Source organism: Paenibacillus motobuensis (assembly GCF_039521865.1).
Lineage (GTDB): Bacteria > Bacillota > Bacilli > Paenibacillales > Paenibacillaceae > Fontibacillus > Fontibacillus motobuensis.
Genome location: NZ_BAAACX010000007.1, coordinates 248,494 through 264,312, shown reverse-complemented (window position 1 = coordinate 264,312; position 15,819 = coordinate 248,494). Strand labels below are relative to the sequence as shown.

Sequence of the window (15,819 nt, the reverse complement as noted above, 5' to 3'; positions counted from 1 at the left end):
TCCAGCGCGGCGTCCCCATGGCCGCAAGCGCTCCGCGATGCGGCCCCAGGGCAGCGACATCCGCCGCACGGCGATGTCGGCCAGCCAGAGCAGGAGCGCCGCGATCAGCAGCGGGCGCTCCCAATCGTGCGGCTCGGCGTAGCCCGCCGCATGATACTTCAGCGCTTCGCCCGGCTTATCCCAGCTCAGCACCCGCCCGCCGGACAGCTCGGCCAGAGCGGCGAGCCTGTCAGGCGGGTTCCCGGATGCCAGCGAATATTCGGGAGAATACGGTACAACGAAGCCGCTCCCCGAACCATAGCTTGGCCGAAGCCCATCCCCGTTCTCTCCCCCCTGTAGCTGCACCAGAAAAGAGCCCGGATCGCTCACCTCCAGCGAACCCGTGTAAACCCCTGGAGAAGTCTGAAGGAGCGGCACCCGCTGTTCCGGTACGGCTTCCGAACTGATTACAGCATCGAGCTTTCCAGGCAGGGCTTCACCGTCTGCACGAACTTCGAAACGGACCTGATTGCCTTCAACCGTTGTCTGCACAGCATAATCCGAAGCCGTGAATTGCGGTAACGTCCACTTCACCATCTCCGCGAAAATCTCGGCAAACCGCGGCCAACCTACCCAATCCCGCGACCATTTGCCGGTCATATCGCTAGTCCAGGCTACAGTACGCCCTGAACCATACTGCCAGCGTGCAAGTAATGGATCAGGTTCCGGGCTGGACAGAACCGTCTGCGCCGTCGTTTTTGGCGTAGCCGCTACATAGCCATAAATCTGCGGTAGCCCGGCAGCGAACAAAGACTGCCAATCACCAGGCTGTACTAACGCCGGAACGAACGGTTTGTTCACCACATAAGTTCTGGATATCATCGCTGCCTCACGGCTAAAGATAGCCGGCAGTGTCGTTGCATCCTGAACATAATAGTAGCGCCCCTTGGCCCCATCTGCCAGCGACTGCAGCAGCTGCACATCCGCGTCTTCGCCGACAGCCACGGTGGACATCGTAATTTTCTCCTCTAGCATCGTATTCAGCAGATCGTTGTAACCGGAACTACCTGCCGATTGGCCGTCTGTCAAAAGAATAATATGCTTGCGCTGTGCCTCGACATCAAGCATCTTCTTCGTCGCATCAGCAACCGCAGGATAAATATCCGTACCACCAGCGCTCGGAATGCTATTGATCTGCGATAGAACAAAGTCTTTATCGCTGAGAACCTGGGGTTCAACAACCCACCAAGGTTGATCATCAAATGCCACCACGCCCACAGTATCCTTCGCTCTGAGCAGTTCAACCGTGCGCATCGCCGATTCCTTGGCCAGCTTGAGCTTATCGCCCTCCATGCTTCCGGAACGGTCAATCACCAGAATCAGACCGAGCGACGGAACCTCCCGCTTGCCCTCCAGCTCCATCGATACTGGCAGCAGCTTCTCGATTGGCGTCTTGAAGTAACCACCCATTCCAAAGCTGTCTTCTCCGCCGACCATCACGAACCCGATGCCGTAAGAACGTACCGCTTGTTCAATCAGTTCCATCTGCTTGCCACCAACCTGCTCACCGGACACATTATTGAAAATTATACTGTCATATCCAGCATACTTCGCTAGCTCAAGCGGAAGCATCCCAGGGGCAGTGACCTCATAGTTGATCAAGCTGGATTTGAGCGAATTTTCCAAATTGGTGCTCGTATTCGCTTCTCCTTCCACGATCAGCACCTTAGGGCTCCCTGTTACTCTCGTAAAAGCGTAGGACACATTATTCGCTGCCTGCTCGTCTCCAGAGGCGAACACCTCAGCCCGATACCGATGCATCCCGGTTTTTCGAGCCAAGCCCTGCAAAGCCACACGGTTCTCTCCGCGCTCCAGCGTCAGCTTCGTACGGCCGATCTCCTCATTATCCTCATAGAGCCTTAGTTCCCCTTCTCCGGCAAAAGTACTCTGCACCGTAACCTCGAAGCTGAACGACTCGGCCTGATACAACTTGTCCGGCATCTTGAGGGACTCTATCGCTACATCCTGGATCGGCTTGCGCACACTCGGCAGCACATCAAGCATAATTCCACGTTCCCGCAACAACAGAGCAGCGGAGCGTACATCGCCAACATTCTCTTCCCCATCTGAGATGAGAACGATCCGTCCGCCCCCATGCCCGCTGAACAAGCTGCCAGCTAATTGAAGCCCCTTTTCGAGATTTGTATACTGCGGGTTTATCGCTGCTTTCGAGCCAGTATTTGCCGACCAGGCAGTATCAAGGCTCTTCTCCACGACCGCATCAAGCCCCGCCCCGACGATGCCCAGTTTGTCCCGGGGATTTTTGCCCTGAGCCGCTTGATTCATCCACCCCAATGCTTGCTCGCCCTCCGGCATACTTGCGGAACGGTCGACGACAAAGACCATTTCCTTGTCGTACACCAACCTGAAGGTATGGAAGCCTGACATCACGAGAACGAGCAATATCGCTACTGTGATTCTGAGGCCGATCGCCCATTTTCTCCTCGCTCCGCTTAAGCGAAAGTCGCTGCGGAAGGCATATACAGCAAAGGCCGCCACTGCAATTAATAACAATAAGAACAAGGGATGCTCAAATTGAACGCCCACGCTGATACACCCCCCATTCGGCAAAAATAACGATAAAAGCGAGCAGCGCGATCAGGAAAGCAAGCGAGTACCTGCTCGAAAAATCTCCTTGCTCTTCTCCCGCCCTGGCTGTCTGCCCGGACTCGCTGACCTGTACTGCTGTGCTATTCCCTGCACCGTCAGCTACTTCAGTTCCAGACTGGTCCATCTGCTCTCCGCCCTGCGCTGCAGCAACCGGCTGCAATGGCCACAATGCTTGAGTGGACGATTCCAGCGGACTGGCTGTCGTCTGTAAATAGTAACTGGCCAACTCATTCCCATCCACATCACGCTGTACGAACCGCCACAATCCGGGAATCATCGGTGCTGTCTGCTCAGCCAATATGCTTCCATCCTTCGATTCTGCGGGGATATCAGCAGCTTTGCTTAACATCGCATACCCGCTGACTGGAGTCCATCTCCCCTGCCTGGCGTCGGCATTCACTGGAATGGCGACCTTTGCTTCAACCATAGCCCTACCAAGGCCAGTGGCCCTTCCGGATTGCAGCCACTCCACCGCATTATGCACCAGTATCGGAAATTCGGGACGTAACGGCAGATCACTATCCTCAAGTGCAAACAGAAATCCGAGTCTTGCTGTACCGGCTTCACTTCCCGCATAGATCGCTGGCAATCCATCGATTTTCATAATTGTCTTGGCCCATTCAGGTACCTGCGCTTGCTGAAGAAAGCCTGTTGGTGAATCCTTTAACGTAAAATAACGGGTCAGAGGATGATCCTCTATCTTCAGTTCTCCGCTTGACAATTGGAGCTTGTCGCCATCTCCTCCGATGGTCCACAGCGGAGTATGGGATACCAGTTCCGCCCAAGCTCCTTGCTGCATGTAATCCGGCATAATGCCATCAGCGACAATGATATCCGGCTTTGGCTCTGGAAGCTTGGGCTCTGTCACCTCTCCATTCCCATCCTTGTCAGCTGGAGTCATACGGATTACGCTCGCTCCAGCTAGCTGCAGCGCTTTTTCCAGAAATAGATTGCCACGAGAGACTAGCAGCACATCAGGAGCGGTATGCTGCTCCTGAAATGCATATGCCTCATTGTCCAATAGATAAGAATCTCCCGGACTGAGCGCAAGCCGATAAACTTCCGCCACAGGTAGCTCAGCAAATGATTCTGTAATAGCTTGTCCCGCACTAATCATAACTTGACGCGAAGCCAATAGCCGGTCGTCTCCGTATAGATCCAGTTCCGCCTCCAGTTCATCGCTTCCATTATTGCGAACGATGGCAACCCCATCTACCGTTCCAGATGCCTCATTACTTCTTACCCCAAACTGTTCAATGGCAGCATTGCCAGCCTTCGCATCACGAATCGTCATAATACTGACAGGAACATCAAATAAAATATCATCAGACCGCTCCATCCAACTCCCATCGGTAAAAATAACGACCTGCGCCTCCGGATCATCCTTCGTCATGGCCGCAGCCAGGGACAGCGTCTCACGATACGCGGATACCCCATAGTCCACAGCTAACGCCGATATCGCTTGCTTCCATTTACCGCGATCATTCTCCCGCGACAGAAGCACCTCCGGCTTGCTGCCCAATTTAAGCAGCGTCAGCTCGCTCTTCTTGCTCAGTGAAGCAGTGAATTGGCCTAGCTCATTTTTTAGCCGTTCCATTCGACTAATCGTTCCGATCTGCCTTACGTCTTTTCCGCCCAAACTGGTCATCCCGGACTTTCCAGCTGCCTGTCGAACGGGTTCACTTCCGGCCTGCGTGCTCAGACTCCCTGCTTCCCGAAGGAACTTACCATTCTCGGCACCTGTATCACCAGCCCAATCGGCCCCCTGCTCTGCCTGCTCATCCCAGATCGCACTCATGCTCGCCGAGGCATCAATAATCACAATCGTATGCTTACTACCGCCCTGGACCCATAAATATGGAGCCATAAGTGCAAATACAAGCAGTGCAGCCGCAAGTAACTGCAGCCATAACAGCAGACGATTCTGCAGCTTCTGCCAAGGACGGTTCGCCTCAATGTTGCGGAGAACATGATTCCATAGCAGGTGGCTCGATACCGTCGTATCTATGTATTTTCGCTTGAACAGATACATAAGCAGAATGGCCGGAATGGCCAAACCGAACCATAGGCCGGACCACAACGCTATCCCCATGTTTCTCCCCTCCTTAAGGTAGTTCATCAAGTCGGCATTTCGCTAAGAAAGCCCTCTAAATCAAGGCCAGTCAAGAGCGAGCGGCCACACCGCTGCTAATCCATAACCTGCTGGTCAGCAAGCAGGATGACTCCAATCTAAGAGACAACGCCGCTTCCCTCTTTTACCTACCAAGTTGCCTTGACGGTTTTAAAAACTGCAGATTTGCATCTTTTTATTCGCCAAACCCACTCTTTTAAGAAAAAGATGCAAATCTGCAGGCTTTTGTCCTCATTTTCCGAGAGTCAGGGCTAAAACGTATAGAAAACCTGCACTTTTGCAGGTATTTTTCTTTTCAAGGGATCCCACTGGGAAAAAGATGCATTTTTGCAGGTATTTCCGCTCCACAGTTACATGCTACGTTTCTATACGGAACATAGTTCTAAGTTCTATATCTCCATCACGGATCCAATTTAGCAGTAAGCCCGGGGCATCGAATCCCAAGCTTACACAACTCCTAGACCCCAATAGCCCCTGTCTTGCGCAGCGTTTCAAAAATCCCCGTCTCCAAAGGCTGGTCGCATGGGGCCATGACATAACGGATTCCACGTTCATTGCAGTAACGGGAGATTCCTTCTATATAATGCTTCAGGGCCGCCATATATTTCTCGAGTACCTTGCCGGTGATAGCAACCTCTTTGCCTGTCCCTAGCTCAATGTCGATCAGGCGCAGGTCCCCGCTGAGTCGTGGATTAAGTTCTTCCCTGGAAAGGATATGAACCAGTACGATCTCTTGTCTTGCCGCCTGCAGCATTTCCAAGCTCTGCCTTAGCTCCTCAAGTCCGCCCTCCAACCATAGATCCGAGAAAATCCAGGCCATTCCTGGCTGCCGGGGCATGAACTGCGCACTGCCCAGCGCCGAAGCCATATTTCCCGCCCCGCCTGCATTCACCGACTGTATAAATGAAAACAGCTTCACTGCCGCAGCCTTGCTGCGCAGCGGCGGAAGCGAGGCTTCCACCTTGGAGTTGAACAAATAGGCCTGCACCCGGTCTGAGCCAGCCAAGGCTATATAACCTACGGCGGCGGCCAACTGCTTGGCATATTGCAGCTTAGAATCTTCGCTACCGCCTCCTTGCGAGACGATCCCGCTGAGCGCACTTCCATTCGTCGAACCCTCAGCTGCCGACGGTTCACGATACGATCCCGCAGCCTGTCCAGACGTTGTAGCTCCTCCTGCTCCGCGGTGATCCATAGAGGCAGACACGTCAAGATACAGGCTGATGGGAAGCTCCTGCTCATCCCAATATTGTCTTACGAACGGACGCCCCGTCCGGGAATAGACGCTCCAATCGAAGCGGCGGATATCGTCGCCGGGAGAATATTGCCTATAATCGGCGAACTCCAGCGAGGCTCCAAAGCTGCCGGAACGGCGTTTGCCCTGTGCCGTCCCCCGGACTCGCCTGCCAGATATCAGCGACAGCCTTTCCAGACGTGGCAAGAAGGCCGGAGGTAATAAAGGAGCTGTCATCGTGAGCTCTCCAGCTTCGCGATAATCTCTTCAATCAGTGAATCCGTCGATATACCCATCGCCTGGCCTTCGAAATTCAAGAATAAGCGATGGCGCAGGGTTGGAACGGCAACTGCAGCCAGATCTCCCGTCGAGACATGCCAGCGTCCCTTGCAGAGCGCTCTTACTTTAGCGATTGCGACCATGGACTGAATTCCACGTGGACCCGAACCGAAGCTAACGTATTTACGGACCGATTCCGGTGCCGATGCTTCCTGGGGATGGGTCATCATCAATAGAGAGATACCATAGTCCAGCACTTCATCAGCTAACAGAATTTCTTTGGCGGTCTGGCGGATCTCCAGCAATTGCTCCGCGGTCGCCTGACGAACCGCATGCGGTTGCTCCGCCGCCGTCGTTCTGTGCACGATCTGCTTCAATTCATTCGGTGTAGGATAATTGACATTGATCTTCAACATGAAGCGATCAAGCTGGGCCTCAGGCAATGGATACGTCCCTTCGTTCTCGAGCGGATTTTGCGTTGCCAGCACGAAGAAGGGCTGCGGCAGACGCCGGGTCTCTCCGCTGACGGTAACCGTCTGCTCCTGCATCGCCTCAAGCATGGCGCTCTGCGTCTTTGGAGTAGCCCGGTTAATCTCATCCGCGAGAACAATCTGGCTAAACACCGGCCCCGGCTGGAACACCATCTCATTCGTCCCCTGCGGGCCGAAGCGAATAACATTCGTTCCGGTAATATCGCTCGGCATTAAATCCGGCGTGAATTGAATTCGTGAGAAGGACAACTCCAGCGTATCCGCGATCGTACGGACGAGCATCGTCTTCCCAAGCCCGGGAATCCCCTCCAGCAGGGCATGTCCCCCGGCAAAAATACACCACAGCAGTTGCTCGACGACCTCCTCCTGACCGACAATCACCTTGCCGATTTCCTCCCTTACAGTAGAGATCGTCTCTCTCCAGACCGTAGCCTGCTCCTTCGTATCCGGCATGATTTATTCCTCCCTCTCGCTCATTTAACTGTCCGGATCTATCTCCATGAAATAACGCTCTACAAGTCCCTGCATGCTCTGCGGCAATTCACTCCGCTCCAGCGAGCGCTTGGCCTCAGAGGCGTAATCACTGTATACCTCATCATATGGGCGGCTAATACCGTCAAAAACAGGCGACTTTCCACCTTTTTGCACCTGACCGCCAGTAGTCGGGCCGCCATCGTTCTGAACATTTCCACTGCCTTTATAATCGCGGGGCGCGGTAATCAGATTGCGACCGCCACTGCCTAGTCCTGCTCCAGAGCCTCCACTTCCGGCCCCGTTCCCACCGCTGCCAGTCCCGCTTCCACTTCCGCTTCCAGCACCATTGCCATTCCCGCTCCCAGTCCCCGCACCGCTTGAACCACTGCCTGCGGAGGAACCATTCCCCTGAGCGGGGCCAGTTCCGCCAGATCCACTTCCAGATTGAGAACCGGAAGAGCCACCCGAAGCTGAGCCACTGCCTGCAGTACCATCTGAACTACCCTCTCCACCAGCACTGCCAGTTTCTGAAGAAGCTAGCTGCTCAGCAAAGCCACCCATACTCCAGCTATCAGCGACCGCCATCCCAGAGGCGGACATATCCTGAGCCAGACCGAGTCCTTGCTCGGCCAAGGCCGAAGCAAGCTCAGAGGCCTCCGCAAGCTGCTGGGCACGTGATGCAGCAGCCCCAGCATTCTCTTGTACCAACTGCTTCAATTGCTCCATCGCCAGTTCCACCTCTTGCGCATTGCCCTCGCCTAGCGCCGCAGCCGCTTTGCTCAGTGCTTCAGCAAGCCGCTTCGCATCTTCATCATGCTGTGGTGCTTCCGCGGCCAGCCCCTGCAGCTCGTCAGCCAGCTTCTTCCGCTCCGCTGGTGACAGCTTAGGCAGATCTAACTTTAGCTTGTCAATCTCTTTCCCTGCTTGTTCTTGATCATTCTGCTGCAATCCGTTAGCAAGCTCTCCCGTAGATGGGTTTGCCTTCCATTTATCTAACCATGCGCTTCTCTCCTGCTCTTGAAGCTCAAGCCGGTCAGACATCTCCTGCAATTTCTTCATCGTATTCTCAAGTGCTTCAAGAGACTGCACCCCTGCCCGGCTCTCCTCCAGTGACTGCCGTAGTGTCTGCAGCTCTTCATCAAGGGCCTTCTTGACCAATGGGTCCAATGACTTACTCTCAAGCTGCTCGATCATTTGATCCGCCTCTTTCACCTGCGCTTTGACCCATTGCCGCTCCTGTTTATGCTTATCGATCACGTCATTCATCGGATTTGGCATAATAATAAACGCGGCAGCTACGGCAACCCCTAATCCTATAAATATCCACCATTTTGGTTTGCGTGTGAGAGGAAGATTGCTCTTCAGCCTGGAAATAAACGCTGCGCCATATTCCTCGGCCTGCAATCGCTGCTGTCTAGCCAGCTGGCTATCTGATTCCGTGAACGCTAGTGCTGTAACCATTAAGTCTTCGGCTTCACCGCGTTGGTTCAAGCGATCCATCGTCCTGGCGGACAGCCCGTTGGGTACATGGGCAAACCAGCCCCAGAGTCCACCTGCAATGGGTGCAAGCAGCAGGCAGGCCGCAGCATACGCCCATATCGCTTCAATCGGCCATAGCCGCCCGGCAATAAGACAGACCAGGGCACAGGCAATGCCGACCAATAGCCCCATCCTTGCTTGATCTAATGCGCGCAGCCATTTCAGGCGCTTGCGTACGATCTCTAGCTGGTGGTATATCGTCTCCAAGCCAATCCCCCCTCTCTATTTGAGGTAATTCAAAAAGTCCACCTTTGATCACGAAGTAAATCAGGGAGTATTCTCGACATCGAATCTTGAATTCACCCGGGCCCTCCTGTGCTCACGTACCCACTACGTACGCTCCGCTCCTCACGTCCTAGCTTCATTCAACCTTCTCGGTGCTGAAATTTGAACTTTTTGAATATGCAATATTGTGAATCTGAACAATGCTATTTTACGATCTATACTCTTTAAGACTTCTCCTATTGCTGAGGCTCCATTTTCCCTTCATTGCTATCTTCACTCGAGAAGTTTTGTTCCATCATATCGTAGCCCTTGCTGCGCCGTCTTACCGGACGGATATGGCGAATGGCTAGCCACAGCATCAACGCGATGACTACGCTGTAGACGATAATAAATTCCAGCCACAGCTCAATCGGTGCACTAGTCCCCATATTACCTCCGCGGGACATAAAGGCTGTCTTGGAGAAAGAGGGTTCAAAAATACTGATCAGCGCTCCACCTGGATTTAATCCAAGAATATAACCGATCCAGGAAAACTCCGGTGGATTTATAGAATTATAATTCATTTGCGTCATGGCCATGGCGAACAGATAAATGAGTCCCGTACCCAGAAAAATCACTAAACCGACACCATAGGTCACAATGACTGCAATGATCGTTCGTTTGAACAAGGTAGAGAAGAAAATACCGATAGAGCCTAGCAGCAGCATAATGAACAAATAGAATAGAAAAACAACTACAAGCTGCTTTGGGGATACACCACCATATATGAAAACGATGCAATATACCGGCATAGTCGCCATGATTAACAGGGTCATGAAGCTGAGCGATGACAGCAATTTGCTCAGTATAATCGTAGCTGAGCTCTGCTGTGTCGTTAGCAGCATGCTAAGCGTCTGCTTCTCGCGCTCTCCACTGATAACCCCTGCCGTTAACGCCGGGGTCATGAACGCAATCATGATCAACTGAGCGAAGCTCAGCGCATAGAAGATGATCCGGCTCACCATCGGATCAAAGCGGCCTGACCTGCCCATCCCGCCGGAGGTTGACACATAGATGATGCCCATCGCGATCAACCCCATCACCAGCACATAAGCTAGCAATGAAATCGCCGACCGGGGGGTTCTCATTCTGAGCCGAAATTCTTTGTCCAGCACGGGATTAATCAATATGCTTCGCCAATTCATTCGCCGCTTCCCCCTTTCGTAATCTCCAGGAACACATCTTCGAGATTGGTCTGCGCCTCATTGAAGGAGATTAGCTTGAAGCCAGCCGAGACCATTCTGGCCAGCAGCTCGGACTGTTCCTGATCGCCGCCATTGAAATGGATATGGACACCGGTAGCATCAACGAACACTTGACTGACATAAGCCTCGTCCCGCAGCCAGTTGCCTAGATTGTCCGCTTGACCCAGCGTGCGGATATGAAGAACTCTTTTGACTCTTAAGCGGTTCTGGATCTCAGCGACCTTCCCTTGAGCCACCATTCTGCCATGCTCGATCACACCGATCTCATCGACCATCTCCGCCAATTCCGGCAAAATATGCGAAGAAATGATGATCGTCTTGCCCATCAGCTTCAATTCTTTAATGATCTCCCGCATCTCGATGCGCGCCCGTGGATCAAGCCCGGAGGCCGGTTCGTCGAGAATCAGCACCTCGGGATCATGCACGAGACAACGCGCTAGACAGAGGCGCTGCTTCATCCCTCGGGACAAGCTATCCACATAGCTATCCTTCTTATCGCTCAGATTCACCAGCTCCAGAAGCTGCGGTATGAGTTTATCCCGCTCCCCTCTTGGAATGCCATAACTGGCACCATAAAAATGCAGATATTCTGTCGTTTTAAACTGATCATATACACCGAAGAAATCGGGCATATAACCAATTCTTTTACGTACTTCATGCGGATGCTGGACAACGTCATAGCCGCCTACCTTGGCTGTCCCTGAGGTGGGGAGCAGCAGCGTAGCCAGAATGGACATCGTGGTCGTCTTGCCTGCCCCGTTAGGGCCGACAAAACCGAATACCGTCCCCTTATCAATATTTATATTGACGGATTCCAAAGCATGGAAGCTTCCATATTCCTTCGTCAAATTATTAATTTCGATCATGGGCTCACCTGGCCTTTCAACGAGATCTTCGGAATGTCAAAGCTGGACCACTCTTCAGCATTCACGGCGACCCTCACCACTGTGCCGTTCAGTACATAATTGGAGACGGGCTCGGAGACTTGTGCTTCTCCATTGCTCCAAGTCAGATCTTCCCACTTGGCTTCAGTAAAATTCCAGATCATTGTCTTCGTTCGCTGGCCAGGATCATTTTGCTGCAGCTTCAGTGAAGTGTAATCGATCTTGCCCGGCATCGGCAGAGCAAATTCAAACTGCATTTCACCCTTATCCATATTTACTCTATCTGAACCGTAGTCCGTCCCCCAACTCATCGTGGATACGCTCGTGATTTGAGCAGGGATATAGCCGTATGGCACATCAATTTCATTTGCCTTGGATGGCTTGAATTGCACGGTTACAGGCTGCACCCACATGTTAAGCTGGTCTGTAGTTGGGTTCTTCCCATTCACGGTATATCCGCCAAATGAATCCTTACTCCAGGCGATTAGAATATTGCTCATTGAGCCTGTGTTCTGCTCAAGCAAGCTGTTCATCATGCCGCGTTCTCTATTCTTCTCATCCGATGGACCGCTCGGGTACGGGAACAATATCGAACTGTAGCTGCCATATGTGCTAGAGGTATAATTCGCGGGAATCTGCACCGTTTGATCCTTGGCAAGCTCACCTAAGACGAATATATTTCCGCCCAAAATTAACGCCGCATCACTAAGATCACGATTCAAGCGGTTGGTTACAGTCCCCTGTGGAACTCCTTTCGCATCCAGCGCAACCTCAATCTCCAGCGAGCCAAAGCTTCCTGTCTGCTGCTCAATCCACAGCTTCGCCATCGAGCGATGGGTCATATCCTTGAGATGGAGTGTCGTATTGCCATCTTGCTCACGGATCATTTGACGGCTGATTCCTTCCTCTCCTCCTCCGGAAATATAACCGTCCTCTCTTTTACTCGTTACGTGAGTTTCCCCTGGTATTTCAAACTCATAATTTCCCCCGCGGGGTACGAACAAAGCCGAGGCTGTCAATTGCGTGCCTTGCCCCTGACCATCCAGCTCTACGACATTCAGTGTATGCGCCTGCAGAGAGGACTTCCCTGAAGTACCGGTTACATAGATGCTTATGCTAGTAATAATAGCAATCAGTGGAATCAGGAACCAAGCCCACTCGCGCCGATCAAATCTCTTAAGTACATAATAGAGCACCGGGGCAACGAGCACAGCATAACCGATCAACAGCCAGAAGAATAAAGAAAAGGGCGGTAGAGCAAGCGATGGAAAATAGTTCAGATAATTATTCAGACTAATTTTCATTCCTTGGGTACCACTGTTTCTATCCATAACTGAACCGGATACTTTGCTCTGGAGCAGACTATTCCAAAAATCAGCATGACCGCTCCAACTGTGAACCGGCTCAGCAGCCAGATCATAAGCGGCATAGATCACCTTTCCTTTGCCCAGCGGCCAGGAAGCAATTAACGGCTGGTCCTGAACGTTAACGACGCTGTCCGCTCCATCCTTCAACTGCGCCGTTGATATAGAAATTGCGTGATCCAGCTTCAACTCCTTGTTCGCAAGCTTCTCCATCCCAGGCAGTGAGCTGACTTCCCTGGTTCCTGTATATTCAACTGGCGATAAGGCTTCTAGACCTTTGACCGTCTTCGGATAGCTAGGCCCGCCCGCTAATACAAGGGTTCCGCCCTGATGCACCCAGGTTGAAATAGCCTGCTTCTTCCCTTCCTCCATCGTATCGGAGGCAAAATTGTTAAGAAACAGAACATCAAAAGAAGACAGCATAGCTGTATCCTCAGATATTTGTTCCGAAGCTAATACGAGAACGTTAAGCGGGCTATTTTGATTGTTCAACAATTTCATGAAATTCAGGCTGTCCGGATCGGTAGCAAGCTGCCCAATAAATGCTCCGTTTCTCTGATTCGATTGCAGATAGGCTTGTCCAGAGGTAAAAGCTATATTTCTCCCTGATTCTGCCGAATCCTTATAGAAGCGAATAGAACTGTTATTCTTATCAAATGTGTTGCCTATAATGCCAAAAGTTACCTGCTTGGCAGTTCCTGCCGGCAGATCAACCTTCTTCACATAAGACTGGCTGCTGCCTGAATAGGGAACCTCGACCTGGACAACAATTTCCCCGCTAATATCTTCATCACTTTTTAAAGTAACAGTCAGAGGCGTCCACTTGTTCATTTTATAGCTTCCGTGATAGCCAACTTCACTCTCTACGCTAATCCTCGGACCTGCTGCATGAACTGGCTGCGTACTCCCCCCGACAACAGCGGCAATGACGAGCAGACATAAGATTAGCGCGTACATTCCACGCTTCCCCGAAATATACAAATGATTCTCCCCTCTCAACCTTCAAATCATCTTTCTATCAATGACCATTCAATATATTAACGCGATCCCAGAACATAAAGTTACTTAGCGACCTTAGCAGGAAATATAAACCTCTCTTCTTCTCAAAAAACAACCGCCATGCAAGTCGATAAGGTTTGCCATGGCGGTTGTTATAGAAAAAAATTTAATTGAATACAACTGTTTTGTTCTGATGAACCAGAATACGATCCTCGATATGCCATTTTACAGCTCTGGCCAGCACGACACGTTCGATCGTGCGACCAATTCGCTTCAACTCCGCCACGTCGTCGCGGTGGCTGACGCGCTGTACGTCCTGCTCGATGATAGGGCCGCCATCCAATTCCTCGGTCACATAGTGAGCCGTCGCCCCGATGATCTTAACACCGCGATCATAAGCCTGGGCATAAGGCTTCCCGCCCACGAAGGCTGGAAGGAAGGAGTGATGGATATTGATGATCCGGTTACGGTAAGGCTGAATCAGGGCCGGCGACACGATCTGCATATATCTGGCCAAGACGATTAAGTCCACCTTCCCGTTCACAATCTCCAGCTGCTTCTGCTCCGCTTCGCGCTTCGTATCCGGGGTAACCGGAATGTGATAGTAAGGGATTCCGAAGGACTCCACATATTCTTTCATATCCGGATGATTGCTAACGACCATAGAGATATCCGCATCCAGATCACCGGCTTGCCACTGCCACAGCAATTCCACAAGGCAATGATCTTCCTTGGATACGAAGATAGCCAGCTTCTTCTTATGGCTCAGTTGGAAAATATTCCACTCCATCTGGAACTTATCAGCAATTTCGGCAAAATCCCGCTTCAAGCTGTCTATGCGGTCCTCAAGCTGATCCAGATCGAACTCGATTCGCATGAAGAACATTCCGCCTTCCGGATCCATCGTATACTGGTCCGATTGCACAATATTCGCTCCATGCTCATACAGAAAGCGGGATACTGTCGCCACGATCCCAGGGCCATCCGGGCAAGAGATCAGCATCCGAGCCCGATGGTGCTCATACGGTTTGATTTGTCCACTTATTTTTGCATGTTTATCCATTGATTTCTCATATCCCCCTGGCGCACTAGTATTCTATGTTTAAACCTAATAGAGGTCGTTCAAAAATACCGCTTTGGATCGCGTTTAGTTTCTTCCCGCGAGCCAAGCGATCAAGCGATGATTGATTTGCTCTTCCGAGTAATCCGGGAATACATTCGCGGCAATCACCATATCGTACAAACGCTCCAACGGTTCGCGAGGGTCCGCTTTCTTCGCCTTCGCATCATTCTTCAACAAATTCCAAGTATCGAGAACGAAGGAACGGTAATGAACATCCTGCTTGTTGAAGAAGTCATGTAGTCCTGCTACATCGGCAAGGAAATCTACGCCGAAACGCTGCTCCACGTCTCCGCGCAGCAAGGCGATTTCGACTTCATACATTGGACGTTGAGTCTTGGCATCCTTGCCAACCCAAGGCGTCTCCAGAATGAAAGGCCGCCCCTGCAGCGCCTCATGATGAACGACACGATTGATCGCTTCGAAGCCGATCCAACCTGTACCGATAGGCGTATGACGGTCTTTGCCAGCGCCAACCGGATTTTTGCTATCGTTAATGTGAACAATCGCAATACGATCAAGACCAATTGTCTGATCGAATTTCTCTAGCACACCATCAAGATCATTGACAATATCATAGCCTGCATCGTGAATATGGCAAGTATCAAGGCAGATGGTCAGCCGTTCATTATGCTCGACCTTATCGATAATCGCCGCAATCTCTTCGAAGCTGCGTCCAATCTCAGTTCCTTTGCCAGCCATCGTCTCTAGAGCGATGTTCACTTCGGTCGCGTCTGTTCCATTTAACACTTCATTCAAGCCTTCCGCAATCCGCGCTACACCGTATTCGGCATCCTTGTCCGTAAACGCACCGGGATGAAGCACAATATTGCGCACCCCGATCGCATGAGTACGGCGAATTTCTTCCTGCAAGAAATCTACCGCCAATTGATACGTATTGGATTTATAGGAACCCAAATTAATGATGTATGGCGCATGTACGACGATCTCCTCAATCCCCGCCGCCTTCATCGCTTCCTTGCCTTCCAGCAAATACATCGCATCCATCGGTTTGCGCCGCGTATTCTGCGGAGCACCGGTATATATCATGAATGAGCTTGAGCCATAGGACATGGCTTCCCCTGTTGCGCTTAATAGACCTTTATCTGAGAACGACACATGTGAACCTATTTTCAGCATTAAAATTCCCCCTTTTAGGCAGTAAATCGCTAAACTTCCCTTATTT

Annotated in this window: 10 protein-coding genes; all 10 read right to left on the bottom strand. The window is 51.7% G+C overall.

Annotation, left to right across the window (positions count from 1 at the left end; translation table 11 throughout):
* Nucleotides 1-2,586: VWA domain-containing protein (locus ABD014_RS06405; RefSeq protein ID WP_343858897.1), on the bottom strand; the 2,586-nt coding region annotated here is incomplete at its 3' end.
* A complete protein-coding gene (locus tag ABD014_RS06400; RefSeq protein WP_343858895.1) occupies nt 2,570-4,741 on the bottom strand; it encodes a vWA domain-containing protein in 2,172 nt (723 codons plus the stop codon). The genes ABD014_RS06400 and ABD014_RS06405, both read right to left, overlap by 17 nt.
* Before the next feature lie 496 nt (nt 4,742-5,237).
* Nucleotides 5,238-6,251 carry a DUF58 domain-containing protein gene (locus ABD014_RS06395; protein ID WP_343858893.1) on the bottom strand — a complete coding sequence of 338 codons (1,014 nt, stop codon included), beginning with the start codon at nt 6,249-6,251 and terminating at the stop codon, nt 5,238-5,240.
* On the bottom strand, nt 6,248-7,237 hold the full coding sequence (locus ABD014_RS06390) for an AAA family ATPase (protein ID WP_343858890.1): 990 nt from the start codon (nt 7,235-7,237) through the stop codon (nt 6,248-6,250). The genes ABD014_RS06395 and ABD014_RS06390 overlap by 4 nt, the downstream gene beginning before the upstream one ends.
* Before the next feature lie 24 nt (nt 7,238-7,261).
* Complete coding sequence (locus ABD014_RS06385; RefSeq protein WP_343858888.1) at nt 7,262-9,004, bottom strand: phage tail tape measure protein; 1,743 nt, start codon at nt 9,002-9,004, stop codon at nt 7,262-7,264.
* A 254-nt stretch (nt 9,005-9,258) separates the two neighbouring features.
* Nucleotides 9,259-10,206, bottom strand: coding sequence for an ABC transporter permease (locus tag ABD014_RS06380; RefSeq protein WP_343858885.1), 948 nt, complete (start codon nt 10,204-10,206; stop codon nt 9,259-9,261).
* Nucleotides 10,203-11,132 (bottom strand): ABC transporter ATP-binding protein, encoded by a 930-nt coding sequence (locus ABD014_RS06375; protein WP_343858882.1) that lies wholly within the window; start codon nt 11,130-11,132, stop codon nt 10,203-10,205. The genes ABD014_RS06380 and ABD014_RS06375 overlap by 4 nt, the downstream gene beginning before the upstream one ends.
* Nucleotides 11,129-13,471, bottom strand: coding sequence for a DUF7408 domain-containing protein (locus tag ABD014_RS06370; RefSeq protein WP_343858879.1), 2,343 nt, complete (start codon nt 13,469-13,471; stop codon nt 11,129-11,131). The genes ABD014_RS06375 and ABD014_RS06370 overlap by 4 nt, the downstream gene beginning before the upstream one ends.
* Nucleotides 13,472-13,679: 208 nt before the next feature.
* Nucleotides 13,680-14,576 (bottom strand): formyltetrahydrofolate deformylase, encoded by an 897-nt coding sequence (gene purU / locus ABD014_RS06365; protein ID WP_343858877.1) that lies wholly within the window; start codon nt 14,574-14,576, stop codon nt 13,680-13,682.
* Nucleotides 14,577-14,660: 84 nt separating this feature from the next.
* Nucleotides 14,661-15,773, bottom strand: a complete 1,113-nt coding sequence (locus ABD014_RS06360) for a deoxyribonuclease IV (RefSeq protein WP_343858873.1) — start codon at nt 15,771-15,773, stop codon at nt 14,661-14,663.
* Nucleotides 15,774-15,819: the final 46 nt, after the last annotated feature.